Origin of the sequence: Marinobacter sp. (assembly GCF_052094685.1) — a bacterium.
GTDB lineage: Bacteria > Pseudomonadota > Gammaproteobacteria > Pseudomonadales > Oleiphilaceae > Marinobacter.
In genome coordinates, this window is record NZ_JBQDKB010000059.1 from 1 (window position 1) to 23,012 (window position 23,012).

General features: G+C 52.3%; 21 protein-coding genes, 1 tRNA gene and 1 pseudogene. 2 read left to right on the forward strand and 21 right to left on the reverse strand.

Annotated features, from left to right (window positions below; genetic code table 11):
- Position 1: 1 nt before the first annotated feature.
- From secD to ACTH3S_RS12395, 17 genes are all read right to left on the reverse strand, one after another.
- The gene (gene secD / locus ACTH3S_RS12315) at positions 2 to 1,876 is read right to left on the reverse strand and encodes a protein translocase subunit SecD (protein WP_441809307.1); all 1,875 of its coding nucleotides are present in this window, start codon (positions 1,874 to 1,876) and stop codon (positions 2 to 4) included.
- A 94-nt stretch (positions 1,877 to 1,970) separates the two neighbouring features.
- Entirely contained in the window at positions 1,971 to 2,333 is a 363-nt protein-coding gene (yajC, locus tag ACTH3S_RS12320) for a preprotein translocase subunit YajC (RefSeq protein WP_441809308.1), read from the reverse strand.
- Positions 2,334 to 2,363: 30 nt separating this feature from the next.
- Positions 2,364 to 3,485: a tRNA guanosine(34) transglycosylase Tgt gene (gene tgt, locus ACTH3S_RS12325; RefSeq protein ID WP_441809327.1), complete on the reverse strand. Its 1,122-nt coding sequence runs from the start codon at positions 3,483 to 3,485 to the stop codon at positions 2,364 to 2,366.
- Positions 3,486 to 3,499: 14 nt separating this feature from the next.
- Complete coding sequence (gene queA / locus ACTH3S_RS12330) at positions 3,500 to 4,612, reverse strand: tRNA preQ1(34) S-adenosylmethionine ribosyltransferase-isomerase QueA (protein WP_441809309.1); 1,113 nt, start codon at positions 4,610 to 4,612, stop codon at positions 3,500 to 3,502.
- A gap of 41 nt (positions 4,613 to 4,653) precedes the next feature.
- Positions 4,654 to 4,740: transfer RNA gene (locus ACTH3S_RS12335), tRNA-Leu, on the reverse strand.
- A gap of 81 nt (positions 4,741 to 4,821) precedes the next feature.
- The gene (flgL, locus tag ACTH3S_RS12340; protein WP_441809310.1) at positions 4,822 to 6,063 is read right to left on the reverse strand and encodes a flagellar hook-associated protein FlgL; all 1,242 of its coding nucleotides are present in this window, start codon (positions 6,061 to 6,063) and stop codon (positions 4,822 to 4,824) included.
- 18 nt (positions 6,064 to 6,081) lie between these two features.
- Positions 6,082 to 8,127, reverse strand: a complete 2,046-nt coding sequence (gene flgK, locus ACTH3S_RS12345; RefSeq protein WP_441809311.1) for a flagellar hook-associated protein FlgK — start codon at positions 8,125 to 8,127, stop codon at positions 6,082 to 6,084.
- A 3-nt stretch (positions 8,128 to 8,130) separates the two neighbouring features.
- Entirely contained in the window at positions 8,131 to 9,114 is a 984-nt protein-coding gene (gene flgJ, locus ACTH3S_RS12350; RefSeq protein WP_441809312.1) for a flagellar assembly peptidoglycan hydrolase FlgJ, read from the reverse strand.
- An 8-nt stretch (positions 9,115 to 9,122) separates the two neighbouring features.
- Positions 9,123 to 10,220, reverse strand: a complete 1,098-nt coding sequence (locus ACTH3S_RS12355; protein ID WP_441809313.1) for a flagellar basal body P-ring protein FlgI — start codon at positions 10,218 to 10,220, stop codon at positions 9,123 to 9,125.
- Positions 10,217 to 10,918: a flagellar basal body L-ring protein FlgH gene (flgH, locus tag ACTH3S_RS12360; RefSeq protein ID WP_441809314.1), complete on the reverse strand. Its 702-nt coding sequence runs from the start codon at positions 10,916 to 10,918 to the stop codon at positions 10,217 to 10,219. The genes ACTH3S_RS12355 and flgH overlap by 4 nt, the downstream gene beginning before the upstream one ends.
- Before the next feature lie 60 nt (positions 10,919 to 10,978).
- Positions 10,979 to 11,767 carry a flagellar basal-body rod protein FlgG gene (flgG, locus tag ACTH3S_RS12365; protein ID WP_441809315.1) on the reverse strand — a complete coding sequence of 263 codons (789 nt, stop codon included), beginning with the start codon at positions 11,765 to 11,767 and terminating at the stop codon, positions 10,979 to 10,981.
- Positions 11,768 to 11,847: 80 nt separating this feature from the next.
- A complete protein-coding gene (locus tag ACTH3S_RS12370; protein WP_441809316.1) occupies positions 11,848 to 12,600 on the reverse strand; it encodes a flagellar basal body rod protein FlgF in 753 nt (250 codons plus the stop codon).
- Positions 12,601 to 12,687: 87 nt separating this feature from the next.
- Positions 12,688 to 14,577: a flagellar hook protein FlgE gene (locus ACTH3S_RS12375; RefSeq protein WP_441809317.1), complete on the reverse strand. Its 1,890-nt coding sequence runs from the start codon at positions 14,575 to 14,577 to the stop codon at positions 12,688 to 12,690.
- Positions 14,578 to 14,603: 26 nt separating this feature from the next.
- A complete protein-coding gene (locus ACTH3S_RS12380) occupies positions 14,604 to 15,281 on the reverse strand; it encodes a flagellar hook assembly protein FlgD (RefSeq protein ID WP_441809318.1) in 678 nt (225 codons plus the stop codon).
- Positions 15,282 to 15,299: 18 nt separating this feature from the next.
- Positions 15,300 to 15,749 carry a flagellar basal body rod protein FlgC gene (flgC, locus tag ACTH3S_RS12385; RefSeq protein ID WP_441809319.1) on the reverse strand — a complete coding sequence of 150 codons (450 nt, stop codon included), beginning with the start codon at positions 15,747 to 15,749 and terminating at the stop codon, positions 15,300 to 15,302.
- A gap of 34 nt (positions 15,750 to 15,783) precedes the next feature.
- Entirely contained in the window at positions 15,784 to 16,182 is a 399-nt protein-coding gene (flgB, locus tag ACTH3S_RS12390) for a flagellar basal body rod protein FlgB (RefSeq protein WP_441809320.1), read from the reverse strand.
- 225 nt (positions 16,183 to 16,407) lie between these two features.
- Positions 16,408 to 16,962 (reverse strand): nitroreductase family protein, encoded by a 555-nt coding sequence (locus ACTH3S_RS12395; protein ID WP_441809321.1) that lies wholly within the window; start codon positions 16,960 to 16,962, stop codon positions 16,408 to 16,410.
- Between the two features lie 182 nt (positions 16,963 to 17,144).
- Here ACTH3S_RS12395 and ACTH3S_RS12400 point away from each other — a divergent pair, with 182 nt between their 5' ends.
- Positions 17,145 to 18,590 carry an adenylate/guanylate cyclase domain-containing protein gene (locus ACTH3S_RS12400; protein WP_441809322.1) on the forward strand — a complete coding sequence of 482 codons (1,446 nt, stop codon included), beginning with the start codon at positions 17,145 to 17,147 and terminating at the stop codon, positions 18,588 to 18,590.
- Here the strand turns inward: ACTH3S_RS12400 and queF are convergent, their stop codons facing one another.
- Genes queF through ACTH3S_RS12415 form a run of 3 tightly spaced genes read right to left on the reverse strand, consistent with a single transcriptional unit; the run spans position 18,591 to position 21,169 of the window.
- Complete coding sequence (gene queF / locus ACTH3S_RS12405; RefSeq protein ID WP_441809323.1) at positions 18,591 to 19,409, reverse strand: NADPH-dependent 7-cyano-7-deazaguanine reductase QueF; 819 nt, start codon at positions 19,407 to 19,409, stop codon at positions 18,591 to 18,593.
- Between the two features lie 42 nt (positions 19,410 to 19,451).
- Entirely contained in the window at positions 19,452 to 20,225 is a 774-nt protein-coding gene (locus ACTH3S_RS12410) for an ABC transporter permease (protein WP_441809324.1), read from the reverse strand.
- Positions 20,222 to 21,169 (reverse strand): ABC transporter ATP-binding protein, encoded by a 948-nt coding sequence (locus tag ACTH3S_RS12415; RefSeq protein ID WP_441809325.1) that lies wholly within the window; start codon positions 21,167 to 21,169, stop codon positions 20,222 to 20,224. The genes ACTH3S_RS12410 and ACTH3S_RS12415 overlap by 4 nt, the downstream gene beginning before the upstream one ends.
- Positions 21,170 to 21,413: 244 nt before the next feature.
- Here ACTH3S_RS12415 and ACTH3S_RS12420 point away from each other — a divergent pair, with 244 nt between their 5' ends.
- On the forward strand, positions 21,414 to 22,562 hold the full coding sequence (locus tag ACTH3S_RS12420) for an organic solvent ABC transporter permease (RefSeq protein ID WP_441809326.1): 1,149 nt from the start codon (positions 21,414 to 21,416) through the stop codon (positions 22,560 to 22,562).
- Here the strand turns inward: ACTH3S_RS12420 and ACTH3S_RS12425 are convergent.
- Positions 22,552 to 23,012 (reverse strand): annotated as a pseudogene (locus ACTH3S_RS12425) (hypothetical protein); the annotation flags it as partial. The gene ACTH3S_RS12420 and the pseudogene ACTH3S_RS12425 overlap by 11 nt on opposite strands.

Below are 23,012 nucleotides of genomic sequence, written 5' to 3' on the forward strand. Positions count from 1 at the left end.
ATCAGACATTGGCGAGCTTTCCTCCGATCGACAATTTCTCGACCCTGCGGCCGCCATAAACCATATTCACGATACTCCGGCTAACCATCAGCCCAGAGAACATTGACGTCAGTATCCCGATACACAGTGTTACCGCGAAGCCCTTCACCGGACCCGAGCCCATTGCGAAGAGAATAATAGCCACTAACAAGGTGGTTATATTGGCATCGAATATGGATACAAACGCACGCGAGTAACCTGCGTTAATGGCAAGCTGGGGTGACACGCCGGCTTTTAGTTCTTCTTTGATACGTTCAAATATCAGCACGTTGGCGTCTACTGCCATACCTACGGTTAGTACGATGCCGGCAATACCAGGTAGCGTAAGCGTGGCAGAGAGAATCGACATGCAAGCAATAAGAAGCATCATGTTGATAGCCAACGCGACATTCGCCACAACCCCAAACCCGCGGTAATAAACCAGCATGTAAAGTAGCACAAGAATAAAGCCCAACCCTACAGACATCATGCCAGCATCAATGTTCTTCTGCCCCAAGCTTGGCCCGATAGTACGCTCTTGCACAAAGTACATAGGAGCCGCCAAGGCGCCTGCCCGCAGAAGCAGAGCAAGCTCAGAAGCCTCGGGAATGGAATCCAGGCCCGTAATGCGGAAACTGCTTCCCAAAGCAGACTTTACGGTTGCCAGACTGATAATACCCTTCTCTACAATCCGCTTATCCGTTTCTACCGGCTCACCATCTACCATTCGGGTTTCGGTTTCCGTGCGGAACTCGATAAACAGAACCGCCATGCGTCGACCAATGGCATTGCGTGTAGAGCGATTCATCAAATCGCCGCCTACTGAATCCATGGTTATACTGACCTGTGGCTGACCATTCTCATCAAAGGCCTGCTGAGCGTTAGCAACGTTGTTACCGGTCGCAATAATGTCCCGCTCCAAACGGGCATTGCGCTGACGTTCATCACGGAAGCTGAACTGTTCTGTTTCGCTCGCCGCTGCGTCTTGGCGGGCTTCCATACGAAATTCCAAGTTTGCCGTGGCGCCAAGAACACGCTTAGCCTGGGCGGTATCTTGAACCCCCGGAAGCTCCACAATAATCCGATTAGCACCCTGCTGCTGAACCAGCGGCTCTGCAACACCAAGCTCATTCACTCGATTACGGATGGTGGTCAGGTTTTGCTCAAGAGCATACTTGCGAATGGCACTTACCTCACCTTCAGACAAGGTAAGGACAATTTGGAGCTCGTCACCACTGGTTTTCTGATCCAGCAAAAACTCGTTGTACTGACGCTTGATCAACGTAAATGCTTCAGTGCGTGAAGCTTCATCCCGGAAACTCAGAACAATGTCACGTTCGCCATCCACATCACCACCCCGGTAGCGCACACGCTCTTCGCGCAGTTCCCGTTTGATTTGACCGGATACTGCCTCCAGTCTCTGCGCGACGGCCGTTTCCATATCCACTTCCAGCAGGAAGTGAACGCCACCACGCAAGTCGAGGCCGAGCTTCATCGGTCCGGCGCCAAGGCTTTTCAGCCAATCAGGCGTGGAAGGTGCCATATTCAGTGCAACGAGATAATCTCTACCCAGAGCAGCCTGAACCGCAGGGCGAGCACGCAATTGGTCATCGGAGCTATTTAACCGGATAAGGGCATCCCGATCCTCAAGCGTACTGCTTTTGACCTCAATACCATCCGATTCCAGCGATTTAATGGCTCTTTCGAGCACGGCAGAATCAACTTCGGTACTGCTTCGCGCGCCGGTAATCTGCACAGCGTAGTCATCGGGAAATAGATTGGGTAAAGCGTAGATAAACCCGATCACGATCGCGACCAGGATAACCAGGTTTTTCCAAAGCGGGTACTTGTTCAGCATGGGATCCCTTGTAGCCAGCCCGAAGGCCGGCCTTGGTGTTTCAGCCAGGAAGGTGCAGGCCGGCGGGTATCAGGGCCGGCCAGAAAGTCCTTGCTCAGATGTCTTTGAGCGTACCTTTCGGCAGTGCGGCGGCAACAGCTACTTTCTGTACCTTCACTTCAACATTGTCGGAAATTTCAACAACAATGAAATCATCAGTAACTTTGGTGATCTTTCCAACGATGCCGCCAGAGGTAACCACTTCATCACCCTTGTTCAAGCCAGACATCAGTGATTTGTGCTCTTTGGCACGCTTGGACTGCGGACGCCAGATTAGAAAGTAAAAAATCAGGATAAAGCCGGCGAAGAAAATCACCTGACCCATAACACCCATACCACCAGCAGCACCTTCCTGAGCCATTGCCAGGGTGGGCACCATTGCCAAAAGGCCGGCCAAAAACAACTTGACTGATTTCATCAAAACTCTCCGTTGATTAAGCAAATGGAATTACTCATTACCCATGGCTGGCACTGTCTCGCCGCGCAGAGCATAGAAGTCATTTATAAAGTCCGACAATGTACCTGCTTCAATGGCCCCGCGCAATCCAGCCATGAGGTTCTGATAGTAGTGCAAGTTGTGAATAGTATTCAGCTGAGCGCCAAGCATTTCTCCACACTTATCCAGATGATGCAGATAACTTCTCGAGAAGTTCTCGCAAGTATAACAGTCACACCGTTCATCTAAAGGCGCAGTATCGTGACGATGACGTGCATTGCGGATTTTCACGATACCGGTAGATGTGAACAAATAGCCATTGCGGGCGTTTCTTGTTGGCATGACGCAGTCGAACATATCGACACCTCGGCGCACACCCTCTACCAAGTCTTCAGGCCGCCCCACTCCCATCAGGTAGCGGGGCTTATCCTCAGGCATTTTCGGCGGCAAGTGGTCGAGTATGCGAATCATATCTTCTTTCGGTTCGCCAACGGAAAGCCCACCAATGGCGTAACCGTCGAAGCCGATGTCCGTAAGACCTTCGAGGGAACGGTCCCTGAGCGCCTCATACATGCCACCCTGAACAATGCCGAACAACGCTGAAGGGCTTCCCTCATGAGCGTCCTTACTGCGTTTTGCCCAGCGCAACGAGAGCTCCATGGAATCCTTCGCCTGCTTTTCAGTAGCAGGGTATGGCGTGCACTCATCAAAAATCATCACGATGTCAGAGCCCAGGTCATGCTGAACCTGAATCGCGATTTCCGGCGACAACTCAACCGGTGATCCGTCTACGGGAGAACGAAACGTAACTTTCTCTTCGGTAATCTTGCGCATTTCACCCAAGCTGAAGACCTGAAAACCGCCAGAGTCTGTAAGAATAGGCCCCTTCCACTGGGTAAAATCATGAAGATCGCCATGCGCTTTGATCACCTCTGTGCCAGGGCGCAGCATCAGATGAAAAGTGTTTCCAAGAATAATTTCGGCGCCGGTTTCGTGAATATCGCGAGGCAACATCCCTTTAACCGTTCCGTAGGTGCCTACAGGCATAAATGCAGGCGTTTCGACGGTTCCACGGGGGAAGGTTAACCGCCCACGCCGGGCACGACCGTCTTCTCCCAATTTTTCAAAGGACATGAAACAGGACTGGCTCACAGCTTGTCTCCGGTATTAAGTGATGATGGACTGCCTGCCTGAACAGGCTCATCGGGTGCGCGAAGCAACATACCCCGGCTGAGCTCCTGCCCAGTTATAAACATGGCATCGCCATAACTGAAAAAACGGTACTTTTCCGCAATCGCGCTCTGATAGGCACGCTTTACGTGCTCGAAACCCGCGAATGCACTCACCAGCATGATCAGCGTGGATTCCGGCAAGTGAAAATTGGTAATCAGCACATCAACGGTCTGAAACCTGTAACCGGGAAAAATAAAGATGTCGGTTTCGCCCTGAAAAGGCTTCAAATAACCGCCACGGCTTGCAGATTCAAGCGATCGCACAGATGTGGTGCCAACAGCCACCACGCGACCACCCCGAGCACGTGTGCGGTTAACGGCGTCTACAGCCTCTTCCGGTACGTGCACAACTTCACTATGCATGACGTGCTCTTCTAAACTGTCTACGCGTACCGGCTGAAATGTGCCGGCACCCACGTGCAGCGTCACAAACGTGCTTTCTACACCCCGAGCTTTTAAAGTGTTCAGAATCGCGTCATCAAAATGCAAACCAGCCGTCGGCGCGGCAACCGCGCCAGCTTCCTTGGCGTATACGGTCTGGTAGCGCTCACGGTCGGTTGTTTCGTCAGGTCGATCCATATAAGGCGGCAAAGGCATGTGCCCTATGCGCTCCAACAGATCCAGCACTGGCTCACGGGCCTCACTTTCAAGATGAAATAGTGCATCACTCCGGCCGGCCATACGCAGCGCAGAGCCATCCTCCAGAATCACCTTCTGGCCTTCTTTCAAAGCTTTGGAAGCGCGCACATGGGCAACAAGGCTATATTCACCAGTTACTCGCTCTACCAATACTTCAACCTGGCCGCCCGTTTCTTTCTTTCCAAAAAGGCGGGCTGGTATCACACGGGTGTTGTTAAAAACGAGAAGGTCGCCGGGCTGCAGTAAATCAGGAAGATCAGTGAAAGAACGGTGAGCCGTATCGCCAGTGATGCCGTCTAGGCATAGCAGACGGGAAGCGCTGCGCTCCCTGAGAGGGTACCGGGCGATGAGCTCGTCCGGGAGTTCAAACTGAAAATCAGAGACATTCATGGATCGGGCTGTTCAGGACGCCGCAGAATGCGACTTTAATATGGTAGCGGCGGGCGGACTCGAACCGCCACACTATTTCTAGCAACGGATTTTGAATCCGTCGTGTCTACCAATTTCACCACGCCGCCAACGAGAAGAGGGGGAATTATACTTAGCCTGATCGTGAAAGCAACACACAGAGCCCTTAGTTTTTACATGGGCCCTGAATTTTATAACCGATCGAATAATGAAAGCTGGGATACCTGTGCAAACGATTGCTGCGCAGCCTGCAACACAAAGCTCTGGAAGCTAAGATTACTGACCGCTTCCGCATAGTCCACATCCTGTAACTGCGAGCGAATTTCGTTCGTGTATACCGAAGAATCCGCCAGAAAACTCTTGGTAGATTCGACTGCATTCATGCGCCCGCCGAGCTCAGTTTGCTTGAGAACAATGCTCTCTTGGGCGTTATCGAGATTAACCAGAGACTGCGCGACCATATCTTCATACGCTGCGCGACCTTCGGGAGTCCCTTTTTCAATGGAATCCAAGCCGGCAATCAAGTTTTCGATGGTCCCGAACACTGACTGCTTATCATTGATTTTCAATGTGTAGCTATCTGGCGCGGGAGTCGCACCTGGGTCTGCACCGGTAATGCTCGCTTCAATACCCGCAACAACAAAGGTTTCCCCGCTTTGGTAATCCGCAGGACTAACAGGAAAAGTGACGGTCGGATCGTTGCTATCAAACGCCAGAACCTGGGACGGAGTGCTGTTATCCACCTGAAGCGTTATGTCATCGGGAACCGACCCTGGAAAAGCTGCGGTCAATTCGGCTTCGTTGACCACTTTCACACCTGAAATAAATGTCCCGTCCGTTGGGCCAGTATGCTCGCCCGCAACAGCAGCCGGAACATTCACAAAGATACCTTTGCCGTGGTCACTGATCGGCACAGTTACACCGTCGTCAATTTCCAGAACCCGCTGACCTTCATCACCCTGATAAACGTACTTGCCTTCGTCATTCTGCTGGAACGCCTGAACCGAACCCTGAAAACCACTGAAGATATACTCGCCAGAGGCATCCCGAGTATTTGCAAGGTTAGCTAGCTGACCCAGTCGCTCTTTCATTTCTGAAGAAATCGACTTTCGATCATTGGGAGATAGTGACCCATTGCCTGCCTGCACCGTAAGCTCGCGGATACGTTGAATCACATCAACAGCACTTGTCAGCGAGTTTTCCTCTTGCTTTAGGCGGTTGTCGGCAAGGCTCACGTTGCGCTCATAGGTACTCACCCGGGACAGCTCTTGATTCAGTTTTAGTATGCGAGCTGCGACAACCGGGTCATCGGAGGGCTTGTTCACCCGCTTACCGGAGGCTATCTGTTGCTGCGTGCTGTTCAGATTACTGTTCAGCTCCTGCAACCGATTGATACCGCTAGAGAATACCTGTTGCGAAGAAATTCTAATCATGTCACACCACCTTGTCTGTTACCGGAACGTCTGCAACAGCGTGTTGAACAAATCCTGAGCCACCGAAATTACTTGGGCAGAGGCGTTATAGCCAGCCTGGTACTGAATCAGTTTTCCGGCTTCCTCATCAAGATTTACCCCCGAAGCCGACTCCCGCTGGGCGGAGGACTGCGCTAGCAAGGTTTTGCCGGCTTCCAGATCAAACTGACTCTGGCGAGTTTTAACGCCAACAGCCTCTACCACGCCAGCATAGCCTTCGGTGAAACTCTGGGTTCCACCATTCATTGTGTTGGCAGTACCCAGCGAGGCCAGCAGTTCGGCGTTACGGTTGTCTGAAATGCCGTTTTTATTGTAACCAATTTCAAAGGAGTCACCGACGGCCGGTTTGCCTTTAAGCTTAAACTGAAACCCTTGGTAATCGTCGCCATCCGACGGGTCGCCACTGAATACAGTGTTAATTTTGCCGGGTTCATAGGGCTGATTCGGCGTACCAACAACCGTGTTGGATGGCGGCGGCCCAGTAACCGTAAACGTTAAAGCAGAAGGGTCATTGGGATCTGGCTGAAACTTTATGGTCAGGGGGCCATTAGCCAACTCACCTGCACTCTGAAAACCCGGCAACAAAGAGCCGGTAAACGGGTTGCGCACGTTCAGCATAGCGCCCTGATCGATTTCTCCAGTGCCGGTATTCTGATCACCGGAGGTGGCTCGTATCGGGCTGGCAAACGCCAGATCTTCTTCCCGGCTTACCTGCAAACCAATAGACTCTGCGGCATTACGGCTAGGCTGAATCAAGTACTTGTCGCCAGCATTGAAGGTTCCGCCTTCAATACGAATATTAAACCCGGGCATGGATATTTCAGACTGCACCGGGTCCGGCAACCGGCCCTGATTCACAACCTTTCCAGACTCCTTGTCGATAAGTTCGAAACTGCGCCCATCGCCACTGAACTGCAGTGTCCAGCTCCCCGCCGGCAATTTAGTGCTGTCGGTAATTTCAACCGCCAGCTGGCCATCTCTTGGCAACTGGTTGTTGGCGTTGGCCACTACCCGGCTTCTCTGAACGGCCAGATCATTTACATCGTTAAAAAACAGCCCACCAAGGTCGCCCTCAAGGTCCATACCGATTTCGTGCTGGTGGTTCATGCTGGCAGAAATGCTTATAGCGATCCGCCCCAGCTCATCAAACGCAGGTTTCAGTGCCTCGTTGTCAAAACGCCTCAACCCGCCAAGCCCGCCCCCGGTGATCTGCTCGTCAATATTGAGCGTGCGACCACCACTGGTCAGCGTAAACTCGAGACGAGTGGGGTCTTCTGCACTATTCTGGGTACCAAGCTGCGCCGCATTATTTCCAACAACCAGCGACAAGCCGTTGGATAGCGACACATTTACTTGACTACCCTCGGTTTCTGTCACTCGTATATTGACCAGTTCAGAAAGCTTTCGTAGCGATTCATCCCGCTGATCCAATAGCTCATTCGGCATTTTTCCCTGGGCCAGGCCCGGGGATTCAGAGATAGCCAAGTTAAGCTCTGCAATATTTCTCAGCAGGGTGTTGGCATCGTTTACACCCTGCTGCATTTGAGTTTTTACAGACTCACGCTGCTGGATAAACTCTTGGTTAAGCGCCTGAAACCGGTTCACTACCTGTTGCGCTTCGCTCAACACCAACTGACGCTGGGGCAAAGACGCAGGATCCTCTGCCGCATTTTGCAGGCTTGCAAAGAAATTATTGAGGGCGTTATTAAGACCGGTTGTTTCCCCGCCCAACAAGTTGTCCAATCGACTAAGTTCGGAGTTAAGTGTTTGTTGCTCGCCCGTCAACGTGCTGTCTTCACGAACCTGCTGAACAAGGTACTCGTTCGCGAGCCTGCGGATCTCTGAAATGCTTACACCGGAGCCAACACTTCCGGCGCCCGTACGCTGGCCCTGCTGCGTTTCAAACACCACTTCCTGCCGGCTGTAGCCCGGCGTATTCGCGTTGGTGATGTTGTTGCCTGTGGTATTCAGCGCGCCTTGGTGGCCAAGAATGCCGGAGAGGCCTATACCAATCAGTCCCGCCATAATTTACTCCCCGGCTCCATTGCCCATTGAAAGTGTCATCAAAGAATCCCGGTTCATAATTCGGTTTATCTTATCGCCGTACTGGGGGTCTGTAGCATAGCCGGCCTCTTGTAGCTTTTTAGCAAACACATCCGGCTTATCCGCACTGGCAAGCACATCCCGATAACGGGGGTTGGATTCTAAAAACGAAACATAATCCCGAAAGCTGGATTCATAATCTGGGTAGGCACGGAAATCCGCACGCTCTTTCATTGGCACACCCTCACGGAACTCTGTGGTGGTTATCGTGACAGCATCACCCTGCCAGCGACTGTCAGCCTTGATACCGAAAAGGTTATAGCTGGGCTGGTTACCGTCGCCCTGAATCATGTGACGTCCCCACCCGGTTTCCAGAGCGGCCTGCGCGACCATCAACTTCGGGTTAATTCCAGTGTCCGCAGCAATTCGTTCTGCCACAGGCAAAAGCGTACTTACAAAGTGCTCCGGAGAGTCGAACTTTTCAGGCAAATCACGGGCTTCTTCCGCAGACATTAACGACTTGGTCTCAGCAACGTCGCTAACCTCTTCAACCCGCTCTGGCAAGCCCGGAGAAAGCGACGGCAAACTGCGCTCGTAGTCCGCCAACGCTGTCTTGTGGGAAACCAAAGTGCCACCCTGCTTATCTGTTCCGGGAATATCTTTGCCCAACTGCCGAACCAAGGCTTCTGCAAGGCCGGTGCCCTGCCCGCCAGCCATACTAAGGCTCAACTGGCTATCGAACATGTCGCGATACATCTGTGACTGATTGGTGTTCAGGTAGTTACCCTCAGCAAACACATCCCCTGCTTTACGCATGGACTTCAGCATTTCAGACACGAAGATGCTTTCAAACTGGCGCGCGACTTCCTCAAGCGCTCCCTGCTTATCATCCTTGGCACCATGCTTCAGCGCATTCAGCCCGCTGAAATCTGTGTATACCCTGGCCTGTTGAAGCTGATAGTCCTGCATCATGTCACCTAGATAACAATGAGCTCGGCGCGCAAAGCGCCAGCCTGTTTAAGTGCTTCCAGTACCGCCATAACGTCCCCCGGGGCTGCGCCCACTTGGTTTACAGCCTGAACAATTTCATTCAGCGTTACGGCTGGCCCAAACTTGAACATGCGCGCTGGGTCTTCAGTAATGGCAATCTGGGTGTCCTGTTCAACCGCAGTTGCGCCACCAGCAAATGGATTAGGCTGCTGCACTTGCGGGTTTTCCTGAATGGTTACCGTTAGACTGCCGTGGGTCACAGCTGCCGGGCTAACTTTCACGTTTTGCCCTACAACAATGGTGCCGGTACGGCTGTTTATCACCACTTTTGCTGCGTCTTGAGCCGGGTCTACCTCTAGGTTTTCCAAGATAGAAAGAAAGCTCACACGCTGGGATGGGTCACGGGGCGCACGAACAGAAACCGACGTCGCGTCATGGGCATAAGCCATGTCTGGCCCTAGATGCTGGTTGACCACTTCCACCACACGGCGTGCAGTGGTGAAATCCGGACGCATCAAATTGAAGGTGATCGTGTCGCCACGACTAAATGGAGACGCTATTTCTCGCTCAATGGTTGCACCATTGGGTATACGGCCAACACTGGGAACGTTTACCGTAATGCGCGAACCGTCCTTCCCTTGGGCACCAAATCCACCCACTACTAAGCTACCTTGCGCCATGGCATAAACGTTACCGTCGGCACCTTTCAGGGGAGACATCAACAGGGTTCCGCCTCGCAAGCTGTCGGCATTACCAATAGAGGACACCGTAATGTCGATTTCCTGGCCGGCCTTCGCAAACGGCGGCAAGGTCGCACTCACAGTCACAGCCGCCACGTTAGCCAGCTTAGGGTTTACACCCACCGGCAAGGTAACGCCAAACTGATTCATCATGTTGCGGAAGGTTTGATTGGTAAAAGGTGCTTTATCTCCACTTCCATCCAAACCAACCACCAGACCGTAGCCCACAAGCTGGTTGTTTCGAACGCCTTTGATCCGCGCTAGATCCTTCAGGCGATCGGCCATTACAGGCGCCGCCAAAACAGTCAACAACAACGAAAACACCAAACCTCGGCGTAACATCATAGGGGCCACCACTCGCTGTTGAAGAACCGGGCCAGCCAGCCCATCTGGTTCGCCTGATCAAAATCACCGGTGCCGCCGTAAGCAATACGGGCATCCGCAATGCGGCTAGAAGCCACCATATTGCCTGGATCAATATCTTGCGGACGCACCAAACCAGTTAAGCGTACGTATTCATCGCCGTTGGTCAGTGACAGCCACTTTTCACCGCGAATCTTCAGCACACCATTTGGCAGCACCTCAATAACGGTCACAGTGATATTGCCAGCAAGGCTGTTGCTCTGGTCTGCCTCGGCTTTGCCTTGAAAATCTCGATCATTCTGGATAGACGTTGCAATGCCTATGTTGTTCTTGCCAAGAATGTTGGGCTCGGGCAACGAGATATCGCTATCCTTTTGGATCTTCGTTTCAGCATTCTTGCTCGCACGCGTTGACTCGTTAAGAGTCACCGTAAGTACATCGCCAATGTTCAGCGCCACCGTATCGCCGTAAAAATTGTAGTTGCGTGAGCTTTGGTAGATAGATCCGGATTCCGGATCACGCTGCATCATGGCCTGTGCGCGCACAGGCGCATAGGCGGGGTCATTAGGTTCAGCACGGGGCCGGCTCATGGCAGTACATCCCTGCAGTAATACAAGCACCCAAACCAGCAAACAGGAGCCTGCTGACTTGGAAAACCAGGTTGATGTAGTCGGTTTCATGAGCTCTCCCCTCACAGTTTTACTCTCACACTTCATAGCAACACATACTATTTCAGCGGGTTAGCCAATATTTTGCGTAATGAACTGGAGCATTTGATCGGTTGTGGAAACAACCTTGGAGTTCATCTCGTAAGCACGCTGAGTGGTGATCATATTTACCAACTCCTCAACTACTTCTACGTTAGATGACTCCACCATGCCCTGCTCGAGCGAGCCCAGCCCAGCCAGCCCCGGCTCACCTTCAGCGGGATCACCACTGGCATTGGTTGCCTTGAACAGGTTGTTACCAATCGCCTGTAGACCCTGCGGGTTGATGAAACCCACCAGCGTAATTTGACCCAGGTTTATGGGCGCCGCCTGATCATCGGTGATGGCCGATACCGTGCCATCTTTGCCGATGGTCACCTTCGTGACGTTGTCCGGTATGTTGATGTTGGGCTCCAGTGGGTAACCTTCTGGTGTGACCACATCGCCATCGGCGTTAAGCTGAAACTGCCCATCCCGGGTGTAGGCTGTTTGGCCATCAGGCATCTGAATCTGCAAAAAGCCACGGCCGTCAATGGCAAGGTCCAGAGGCTGCTCGGTGATTTGAAGATTGCCCTGGGCAAACTGCTTTGCCGTGCCAACCACCCGCACACCGGTACCCAACTGCAACCCGGAGGGCAGTTCGGAGTTTTGTGTGTTCATACCACCAGGCTGCCGATTGATCTGGTATAGCAGATCTTGGAAAACCGCCCTGTCACGCTTAAAGCCCGTGGTATTCACGTTGGCCAAGTTGTTAGAGATGGTAGACATATTGGTATCTTGGGCACTTAACCCAGTTTTACTAACCCAAAGAGCCGGATGCATAACTATTACTCCTTGCCGGTGCCTGGCAGGCGGAAAAAACTTGCCGCTTCTGGCCAAATCGACGTTGTTTTCAAAAACTATTAGAGGTTCTGCAACAGCCGTGCCGCTGCCTCGGAATTCTCGTTTGCGGTGCGCATAACCTTCACCTGCATCTCGTACTGTCGAGACAACTGAAGATTTGAAATCATCTCTTCCACCGCATTCACGTTAGAGCTTTCAAGAAAACCAGAAGCCACACGCAACGCAGCATCTGCCGGCTCTCCGCCATCAACCGCCAAGCCAGGTTTTGGATGAATAAACCCATCCAAACCTTTTTCAAGTGAGTCCTGGGGGGGGTTAACCAACTTCAACCGATCCACCTCCACAAGCTGATCCGGTGGACCGCCTACGGGAATGATAGATACAGTGCCATCAGCACCAATCTGGACATTATCAAAAGGAGGAAGCGCGACCGGTCCGCCGTTGCCTAGCACCATTTCGCCACTGGAGAGTCGCACTAAGCCATTCACATCCACCTGCAGGCTTCCCGAGCGGGTAAAAACCTCTTCGCCTAGATTATTCTGAATAGCCAGCCAACCCTCACCTTCCAGTGCAACGTCCATCTTTCGGCCAGTTTGCATCAGCGCGCCAGCGGATAGATCGGTACCTGGGCGCTCGGCCATGGCATAGGCACGGGTAGGATGATGTCCCCCAAAAACAGGCATGCTCCGCGCTTGGGCAAAGTCTTTCTTGAAACCGGTGGTGTTTACGTTGGCCAGGTTATTGGCATGGGCACGCTGGGACAGCATATTCTGCTTGGCGCCAGACATACCGAGATAAAGTGCTTTGTCCATGGGAAAACTCCTGCCGGAATTTTGACTGTTTCCAGTGCTCTTTCAGACATTCTTGCAGGAGTCGTGCCAAGCTTACATCAAAGCCCTTTAGCGGAGGTTGATGATGGTCTGAGTGACCGCATCGGAGGTTTCAATCGTTTTGGCGTTTGCCTGATAGTTGCGCTGAGCAATGATCAAGTTCACCAGCTCACCCGAAAGATCCACATTGGATTCTTCTACCGAGCTGGCCTTAATACCACCGAGTGTTCCTGTGTCGGGTTTGCCAATAACCGGTTGTCCAGATTCGAAGGTTTCAACCCAGCTGGTATCCCCTACAGGTGACAGCCCATCAGTGTTGCTGAAAGAAGCCAAGGCAACCTGCCCAAGGGACTTAGACTGGCCATTGGTATAGCGGGCAAACAGGACACCCTCGGAAGACACATCAAGACCGGAAAGCCGGCCGGTTGTGTAGCCATTCTGGCGCTGATCATCAACACCAAATGTTGCGCCATACTGGGTGGTTTCCCCCAAGCTCAACACAAAAGCTGATGTGGTTGGGGGATCCGGAATCGGAGTAACCACCGTTGCACCTGCCGCAGGAGGGCCGTCAGAACCGTTAGGCTGACCGTTCTTGTCTTTAGGAACCCAGTCGGTGATTACAATTTCACCGCTGGCATCACCATTAATAGATTGCAGGGTACCGTCTTGGTCAAATCTCGCGGTATAAGGCGTAGCATCAGTACCCGCAACCATTTCACCATCAATCTGCAGATAAACAGACCATTCACTCACCCCCACGCCATTGCCCGGTGAAGGCTCCTTCACGAAAAACTGCGTGAGTTCGTGGGAATTACCCAAGCTATCGAAAATTGACGTTGAGGTAGCGTGGTTATAAGTACGCTGATCCTGCGGGTTGAACTCGTTGGTTATACGTATGGGCGACTGGCCATACTCAGTTACAAAGTTATTGCCAGAGCCACCGGTTGCAGTGACACCTGCAATCGTACGATCGCCAGTTACGTTAATATCGCCGGTCTCCCATACCGTGTTACTCGCGCCACCCGAGCCATCATTGTAAGTAATATCAAGGTTCTCACCCTGGTTATGACTAACACGCAGCACATTGTTACCGGTTCCATCGTCCACAATGGCGGCGGAGATCGCGGTATCGCTTGAATCATTGATCGCGGCCTTGAGTTCTTCAAGGCTGCTCACATTGCTGGTGTCTAGCTGAAGCGGTGCACCGTTGATTCTCAGTTCGAATGAGAAGCCTGCCGCTGCAACATCGGCGTCGCTAAGACCCAAATTTGCAGTTGTGGTCGCTGAGGCACTCAACCCTGGTGCCGTGGTTAGCTTGTCTGCAATTTGGCGGGCAGTGGTCAAACCACTCAAATCCACCGAATAAGCGGGTGTGCCGTCGGTATAGGTCATCTCGAACTGCTCGCCGTTCACATCGCCAAATGCCAGCGGCCCCACATCACGCACCCGCGACTCAAGCACCGACTCGCGGGAATCCAGGTTTAAATCAGAACGCAAGTTGGTGGTGCGGCGTGGCGCCAGGTTATCCGTCGCAATTTCAAGGTCACCACGAATACCCGAGAGATTACCATCCCCATCAGCGGTGAAACCCTGAACCCGCATAGACTGGTTATTCACCACAAAACCATCTTTATCAATGGTGAACTGCCCAGCTCGGGAGTAACGGGTTTCACCGCCATTATTCAGAACAAAGAAGCCATCGCCCTCAATGGCCATATCCAATCCATTGTCTGTAAAGCTAATATTGCCCTGGCCAAATGATTGCTTTATGCCCTGTACGTTTACACCATCACCAACAGGGTTAGAGCCGCCACTGAGAAAACCATTGGCGTAAAGATCGCCGAACTGCACGCGGCTGCTCTTAAAACCAACCGTGCTGGCGTTGGCAATATTGTTGCCGGTTACGTCCAGATCTACCGCTGCCGCCCTAAGACCACTGAGCCCTGTATTAAAAGCCATAATTCACCCCCAGTCTGACACCGGTATTAATTGATTTGTTTAACATCTGACAGCGCAATAGAACCCATGCCTGCCAAGTTAAGGGTCACGGAGCCACCCTGGCCCAACGAAACACTGTCGACATTGGCACTAACAAGGGTTGGGAGCTGCACACTGCCCTGCGGATAAGATCCTTCAGCCACAATCTTGTACGGCCCAGGCGGCAAGCTGTTGCCGTCACCGTCCTTGCCATCCCAGCTGAACGCTTTAACACCCGCCGAGCTACTGCCAAGATCAATCTGGCGCACCAACTCACCACTAGAATTTTGAATAGACAAGCGCACACCACCAGTAGAGGCGGGCACCTGAATGTTGCCAGAGATTTCGCCTTCAGCTCCTAAAATCCCGACTTCGGAAGGAGCCAATACGGTCTTACCGACCATCGCCGATGCCTGAAGCGCCTGAGTGGAGCGGAACTGCCCAACCACATCATCCACGGTGCCAGAGAGCTTCTGCATCTCTTCCAGCGAGCTGAACTGAGCAAGCTGCGAAATAAACTCGCCGTTATCCTGGGGCTCCAGTGGGTTCTGGTTTTTGAGCTGCGCCAGCATCAATTCCATGAACTCGTTCTTGCCAAGCTCGCCATTGCCACCTTCAGCAGTTTGCGGCTGGGATCTGTAATTACCCAGTACATCACCGGCCTGCGTTGCGTTAACTGCACTCATGATTCGATCCTCGCCCCGTTACTGCTGACCAAGTGTCAGGATGCGCTGCATCATGGATTTAGCCGTGTTCATAATGTCCACGTTCATCTGAAAGCTTCTTGAGGAAGACATCATGTCTGCCATTTCTTCCACTACATTCACATTGGGATAAAATACATAACCGTCTTCATTAGCTGCCGGGTGGTGAGGCTCATAGCGCATCTGCAGTTCAGCATCGCTTTCAACAATACCGTCCACTCGCACTCCTGCACCTGCGTCATCCCCAGCCTGAGTGCCGAAACCCTGCTGGCCCGGGTTCATCATGGACTGCTGAATAGCTGAGAAAACCGGTTTGCGTGCGCGGTATGTGGTATCCGTGCTCGAACTCGCCGTCTCTGCGTTGGCAATGTTTGAGGCGGTGGTATTCAGCCGCAGCGATTGCGCTGTCATGCCGGAACCGGCGATGTCAAAGATACTGCCCAGTGACATGATGTTTCTCCTTCGCTAATCGTTGGACGGCGGCTTACTCGCCTTTGATGGCTTTGGTCAGGCCAGTAAACTTACTGTTAAGAAACTGGAAGCTGGCCTGGTAATCCATCGCGTTACGCATGAACCGGGTTTGCTCGGCTTGCGCGTCAACCGTATTCCCATCTACTGAAGGCTGGTTCGGCACCCGGTACAGCAAATCCGAATCTCCGGCGCCTGCCGACGTATCCATATGGCCCGCGTGGGTCTTCTCCATGCCAAAGCCATTCATGTTGTCTTGGGCTCTTTGCATCACAGCCTGAAAATCCATACCCCGTGCCTTGAAGCCCGGTGTATCGGCATTGGCCATATTATTCGCCATAATCTCAGCGCGCTGCACTCTGGCTTCCAGCGCGTGCTGGTGAATACCAAGAGCCTTGTCAAAAGTGATCGCCATACAACCTCCGAAATTCTGTCACCGGCTATTTAGACTTTGCCGGTTTCGTTCTATGGCAGAACTAAAGCAATGCTAGTGCCAGCTTTGGGGAGACCACTGAATTCGGGCGTTCACAGGTAGTTGCGGGAAAAAAAGAGGCAAGAAGAAGGAAAAAAAAGAGCAAGCCCAGAAGAAAGCGGCAAGCTGCTTCCCCCACCCGGAGTGGCAGGGGAGCATATGCATTATTCACGCTGGCCAATGTGCAACAAACTCAGCCAGTTCCGGGCGGGGAACCGCAGGCTTGGTGGAAGACACAGTGCCCGTATAAAGAAAGCCGGTGATCGACTCTCCTTTTTCAAGACCAAGCCCTTCAAGCACCACAGGGTTGTATGCCATTTTCCCGGTGCGCCACATAACTCCGTAACCAGCATCTTGTAAAGCCAGGCCCAAAAAGCTCATGCTCGCGCCGGCTGAAAGTAACTGCTCTACTTCCGGCACTTTGTGATGCTTTTTTGGTGAAGCAATTCCGACAACAATCATCGGAGCCCGCAACACCTTTTTGCGTACCTTTTCCAGCTTTTTTTCATCGCCATTATTGGAATGCGCAGCAGCAAATAGCTCACCCAGAGCTTTTAGCCCCTCACCTTCAATCACCATATAACGCCAGGGGCGTAGCAAGGCATGATCCGGCGCACGGGCCGCACAGGCAAAAGCCTGATCGAGCGTTGAGGCATCTGGAGCCGGGGCTTCCAGCCGTGGCTCAGATGCCCGGTTGAGCAAAAAATCAGTGACTGAACTCATATCTATAATGTTCCGGTAGCTGAATTCTGATCGGGTGCCACTCAAACGAGCCCCGTGAATTGTGGGTTATAGGGAATGCTGTTAACCTTTAGTCTTATTCCAAGTCCTACTCTTGGTGCAATTTTACTCGGCACAACACAAATATAACTAGACGGTTCCAGCGCCATGAGTGATCCGCGTACATGATGAGTGCTCCGGCAGATCTGCGCAATGCCAGCAACAGCGTAGAAAAATCACTGTCATCCGAGGCTCTGAATAGCCCGGTGGCCATTCCCCCTATGCCCGATTACAACGGACGCCTGCTTGCGTATACCGCGACAGCTGTCATTATTGTTGTGGGTGTGCTGCAGGGCGCGTTCCAACAATGGCATCTTTTGTTAATTGCCGGCGCACTGAGCTGGCCCCACATTGCACACCTACTTACCCGGCGGACGTTTTTGAGAAACTCCCCCCGTATCCGCCAGAAAATGCTTATCACGGATTGCATTATTGGCGGTGGTCTCATCGGCTGTATCGGCCTGGTTGCCATTCCATCCATTTCAATCGCATTGATGCTGATGTTCAGCGCGCTAATCATTGGTGGCATTCGTCAATGGCTGATCGGCTGTGGTTTTATGACGGCGTCTATTGTGGTCTTCTTCGCAATTTTTGGCCCAGCTGAATCGTTCCAGTCGCCCCTACTCACCAGCATGCTGTCCATACTCGCCACTGGTCTTTACATCTGCGTAACCGCGTTTTACTCACACCAGCAGGCCCGCGCCTTAATGCTGGCAAAAACCCAAATACAGAACCAGCGCGAACAATCCATCGCACTTTCCCACAAGCTGTCAAAATACCTTTCACCCCAGGTATGGCAATCTATCTTTACTGGGGAACGGGATGTACGCCTTGAAACCCAACGCAAAAAACTCGCCGTTTTTTTCTCAGACATAAAAGGCTTTACCGAGCTTTCAGAAGAAATGGAGCCAGAAGCTCTCACGGAATTGCTAAATCACTACTTCAATGGAATGGCTGAAGTGGCCCTCAGATACGGCGGCACCATCGACAAGTTTGTGGGCGATTCCATCATGGTGTTCTTTGGCGACCCGACCAGCCGTGGCCAGAGAGAAGACGCCTTTGCCTGCGTGTCCATGGCGATTGATATGCGCAAACACATGAAAATCATGCGGCAAAAATGGCGCAGTCAAGGCATAAAAACCCCGCTGGAAATTCGCATGGGCATCAGCACCGGCTACACAACCGTGGGTAACTTTGGCGCTGAAAACCGCATGGATTACACCATTATTGGCAAGGAAGTTAACCTTGCCAGCAGACTGGAATCTCTCGCCGAGCCGGGCGAGATTCTCGTATCCTACGAGACCTTCTCACTGATCAAAGATCGGATCATGTGCCGCGACAAAGGCGAGATCACCGTGAAAGGCTTCGGCAGGCCGGTGCCTATTTATGAAGTTGTGGATTTCCGCAGAGACATGGGGCCAAATCGAAGCTTTATGGAACATGAGCGCAGCGGCTTTGCCATGTACCTGGATTCCGACAAAATCACCGACAAAGAGCGCCAGAGCATCCTCAGCGCCCTAGAAGATGCCGCAGAGCGTCTGCGGCTCGAAGAAGATAGCGCCCAAGACTGATTACTGTCGAATCAACCTTGGGCCAACCTGCTCCTCTGGCTCTGTACTGCGCCATGGGTTGATATCCAAGCCACCGCGGCGAGTATAACGGGCACAGACGGTCAAATTCTGAGGTTTGCACCTGCTAAGTAGATCGGTGAACAGCGTCTCTACACAGTGCTCGTGAAAATCCTGTTTCTGCCGAAAGCTCACGATATACCGTAACAACCCAGCACGATCGATGGCCGACCCAGTGTAACTAATCAACACCGTGCCCCAATCCGGCTGACCGGTAACCGGGCAGTTACTCTTCAGTAGGTGGGAGCAGAGTTTTTCAGTAACCACCGGCCCATTCGCGCAAAGCGACTCAGGCGCATAATCGTACACCACATCTTCAACCGCCTCGTTATCAACCAACTCGTAGCCAGATGGGCGCCCGGTAGCGGTGCCTGAATCATCCACGCTTAGGAACCGGACGTTCACCGTCGCACCGCATACGCTGGATAAATCCCCGGTCACGGTTTCAACAACCTGCTCAGCGGATGAAAACACCGTTTGATTCAGAGAGTTCAAATAAAGCTTGAGCGACTTGGACTCAACAAGCGATGGCGAGGCTGCAGGAAACCGAATCTCGGCCCAAGCAAGATCTGGAATGCCACCAGGACGCAGCCATGAGATTTCCCAAGCTTGCCAAAGATCCCCGCCAAACCAAGGCCAGCGACCGTCTTCAAGACCAATACGGCGGCGGTTTTCCTCCCGCGCTATCGGAAAAAGCAGAGCGGGATCATAGTGATCCGGGTAATCGCTGGTTTTGCCAAGCGGCGCGTTATCAAGAGCCATAGGGTTTCCTAAGAATAAATATATCTAAAAACAGGCATAAGGTCAGTGGCGTATGCCCTTCCCTCGCGCAAGCAATTTAAGCGCAATGCAGGTAAGCACTGCTATGAACGCCAGAATCATACCAAGGGACACAAACGGGTTTACATCAGACACGCCAAGTATGCCAAACCGAAAGCCATTCACCATATATAGAATCGGGTTGATCATAGACACGCCCTGCCAAAAATCTGGCAACAGGTCGATGCTGTAAAACACGCCACCAAGGTAAGTAAGAGGCGTGAGAACAAACGTAGGCACAATGGATACATCGTCAAACTTGGTGGCCAGCAGCGCATTAATAAAACCACCCACCGCAAACAACGCAGAGGTTAAAAACACCGTTACCACAACCATGAGCAGGTTATGGATTTGCAGCTGGGTAAACGCCAGCGACAACAAGGTTACGATAACCCCAATTCCCAAGCCGCGCGCCATACCCCCAGTTACGTATCCCGCCAGTATGATCCAGTTAGGCACAGGCGAAACCAGCAACTCTTCAACGCTGCGCTGGAACTTCATGGAAAAAAACGACGACACCACGTTGGCGTAAGAACTGGTAATAACCGCCATCATAATCAGCCCAGGGACAATAAACGACATATAGTCGAAACCACCCATATCGCCAATCCTGGAGCCAATCAGGTTGCCGAAAATTATAAAGTACAACGTCATGGTGACAGCAGGTGGCAGCAATGTTTGAGGCCAGATACGGGTAAATCGGCGAATTTCCCGTAGTACAATGGTGCTATATGCGGTTAACAGAGCCTGGGTATTCATGCTCTGCCCTCCGTTGCCAGATCGGGCGCAGCATTATGCTCCACCATGCGAATAAACAACTCTTCCAGCCGGTTTGCTTTAGTACGCATACTGACTACCTTGATCCCCTGCTGTTCCAGCTGAACAAACACGTTATTCAGCGACTGCCCTTTGTGCACATCTACTTCCAACACACCTTCATCACCCAGCCTGCAGGAAAAGCCATCCAGCTCCGGCGCTTTATCTAGTGCCAGCTCGGCATCAAGCAGAAACGTCTCAAGGCTTAGCTGCTGCAGCAATTCCCGTTTACTGGTATTCCGGATAATACGGCCATGATCAATAATGGCGATATTCCGGCACAGGGCTTCAGCTTCTTCCAAATAGTGGGTCGTCAAAATGATGGTGGTGCCCTGGCGGTTCATTTCTTCAAGAAACGACCACATAGAACGCCTCAGCTCGATATCCACGCCCGCCGTAGGCTCATCTAGAATCAGCAGTTTCGGTTCGTGCACCAGAGCGCGGGCAATCATAAGCCTTCGCTTCATACCACCAGACAACATACGCGCTGGAGTATTGCGTTTTTCCCAAAGGCCAAGCTTTTTAAGGTATTTTTCAGCGGAAACCGCGGCTTTTTTAAGGGGAATTCCGTAATACCCAGCTTGTATGGTGACAATATCAAACACCTTCTCAAACTGGTTGAAATTGAACTCTTGGGGCACAACGCCAAGGTGGAGCTTGGCATCAGAAAGGTGGGTATCAATATCGTAACCAAACACCTTCAGCTTACCGGCCGTTTTCGTCACCAGCGAACACACAATGCCCAGTGTGGTTGATTTTCCAGCACCGTTTGGGCCCAGCAGTGCAAAGAAATCTCCTTGGGCCACCTGAAGGTCGATTCCCTTGAGAGCTTCAAATCCACTGCCGTAGGTTTTGGTGAGCCCCTCAATTTCCAGAGCATTGGTCATAAACAAGTACCGATTCGAAAAAAGCAATATGCAGGAGACACCCAGTTATTGAGGCGCGCAGTTTTTTTTCAAGGTGGAGCCCTTTCTAGACAGGCACGGCAAACCCGACGAAATCCGCAAACTGCGACAGGTATCCCGATATAGCCTGGGCCAGCGGCCTACAATACGGTTACAACAATTTACAATCGGCTGTCCACATCCAATCCGCTGGCACGGCCCAAACTCAGGGAATGAAAGACGAACCATGGCTGCCGTTCACCTCACTCGCCCATCTCGTACTCTGCCCCGTGCACTCATTATCGCGTTCTTTATCAGCCCGCTTCTCTCCGGGTGTTTAGGCGACGACAGCGACAACACAGGCAATGACACGAGCACCGGAAAAGTTAACGCCCTGGGGATCAGCGGCTTAACTTACCAGACCGCCAGCCAAGCCGGTAAAACAAATGTCCACGGCCAGTTTCAGTACTACCCTGGAGAAACGCTTAGCCTTTGGGTAGGCCACTTGCCTATCGCCGAAGATGTACCGGCGCAAGAATGGGTAACACCGCTGGAGTTCTTACCAGATATTCGGGCGCAGTTATCAACCCCTTCCGTCGATGATGAAGGCCTCTCCACCCACACGATTACGGAACAACAGCTTATTACCCGCGTACCGCTGAGTAACCTCACCCGTTTTCTCATGGCGCTGAACTGGACGGAGAGCGTGCGCGAAGGCGCAGGAATCCAGATCCGGGATCGCGTTATACAGCAATTAAATGCAGCGTTGCCCAATCTCACCAGCCCAATCGACTTTACCGTAAGCAAAACCGAGTTTGACGCAACCGGTACCAACCCTTCGCCGGCCAACCAGTTGCTTGCGGAAATCTGCTTCTACCCAGAAGGAGATGAGCTGTGCGAAGAACCCCCAACTGAAGCCGACATAGAGACCGCACCCGAGCGCCCAGAAGATGACAACGATTGGGACCCAAATATTGAGTACAAGCAGGATTTACGGGCCAAGAAACAGCGAATTATCGACGCTGCTCGCTCCATGGAAGAAGCGGATGCCGAAGCTGCAAGGGACTACCTGAAACGGGAACTAAAAACGATCAAAACCGTTATTGGAAACCGCTTCTATCTGGACAACCACATAGCCAAGCACCCTGCTAGCGACAGAAGCAACAAACAGGTAATAATACGTCGCATCGGCGGCAGCGCTGATCTTTCGGGCTTGGAGGCGATAACCACCCGCCCGCAGGATGTGGTGGTTCAGTCCTATAGCGAGCAAATGGCGGAAGTGGACTACTACGTAGACGGCCCGGCAGGCGGCGAGTCTGAGATTGTTATCAGCTTCTCGCCAGAAAACACTTACCGGTGGGTACGGAAAAACCTACGGATTATTATTACCGACTGACCAGCCGGCTAATACTCCAACGGGACTCCCCACCGGTCACGTCATAACCGGCCGGATTCAGCCCTTCGGTTCCATGGGCGAGGCATTCTTTGATAGCCAGTATTTCTGCCGTTGTGCGACTTTGGTTATGTTTCGCCAGATCAACAACTCTTCCAGTTTTTAACGGAGCCTGGTGACGATCCGTCATAACCATTACCCGTGGCCACAACCGGCGTTCGGGAGAGTGCGACACCACAATGCCCCGCTGACCATCAGTTAACTCCACAAGACTGCCTGTGGGATAAATACCAATTGCCCGAATAAAGCCCTCAACCACATCGTCTTGGAACTCTATGTTCCGCATATCGTAGAGCAGAGTGACAGCTTTCGCGGGGGTCATAGGTTCGGCAAGACTTTCTCTAGCAGCCTGTCGGACTTGCACCTGACAGACAGCGTTTAAAGTGATCTTGT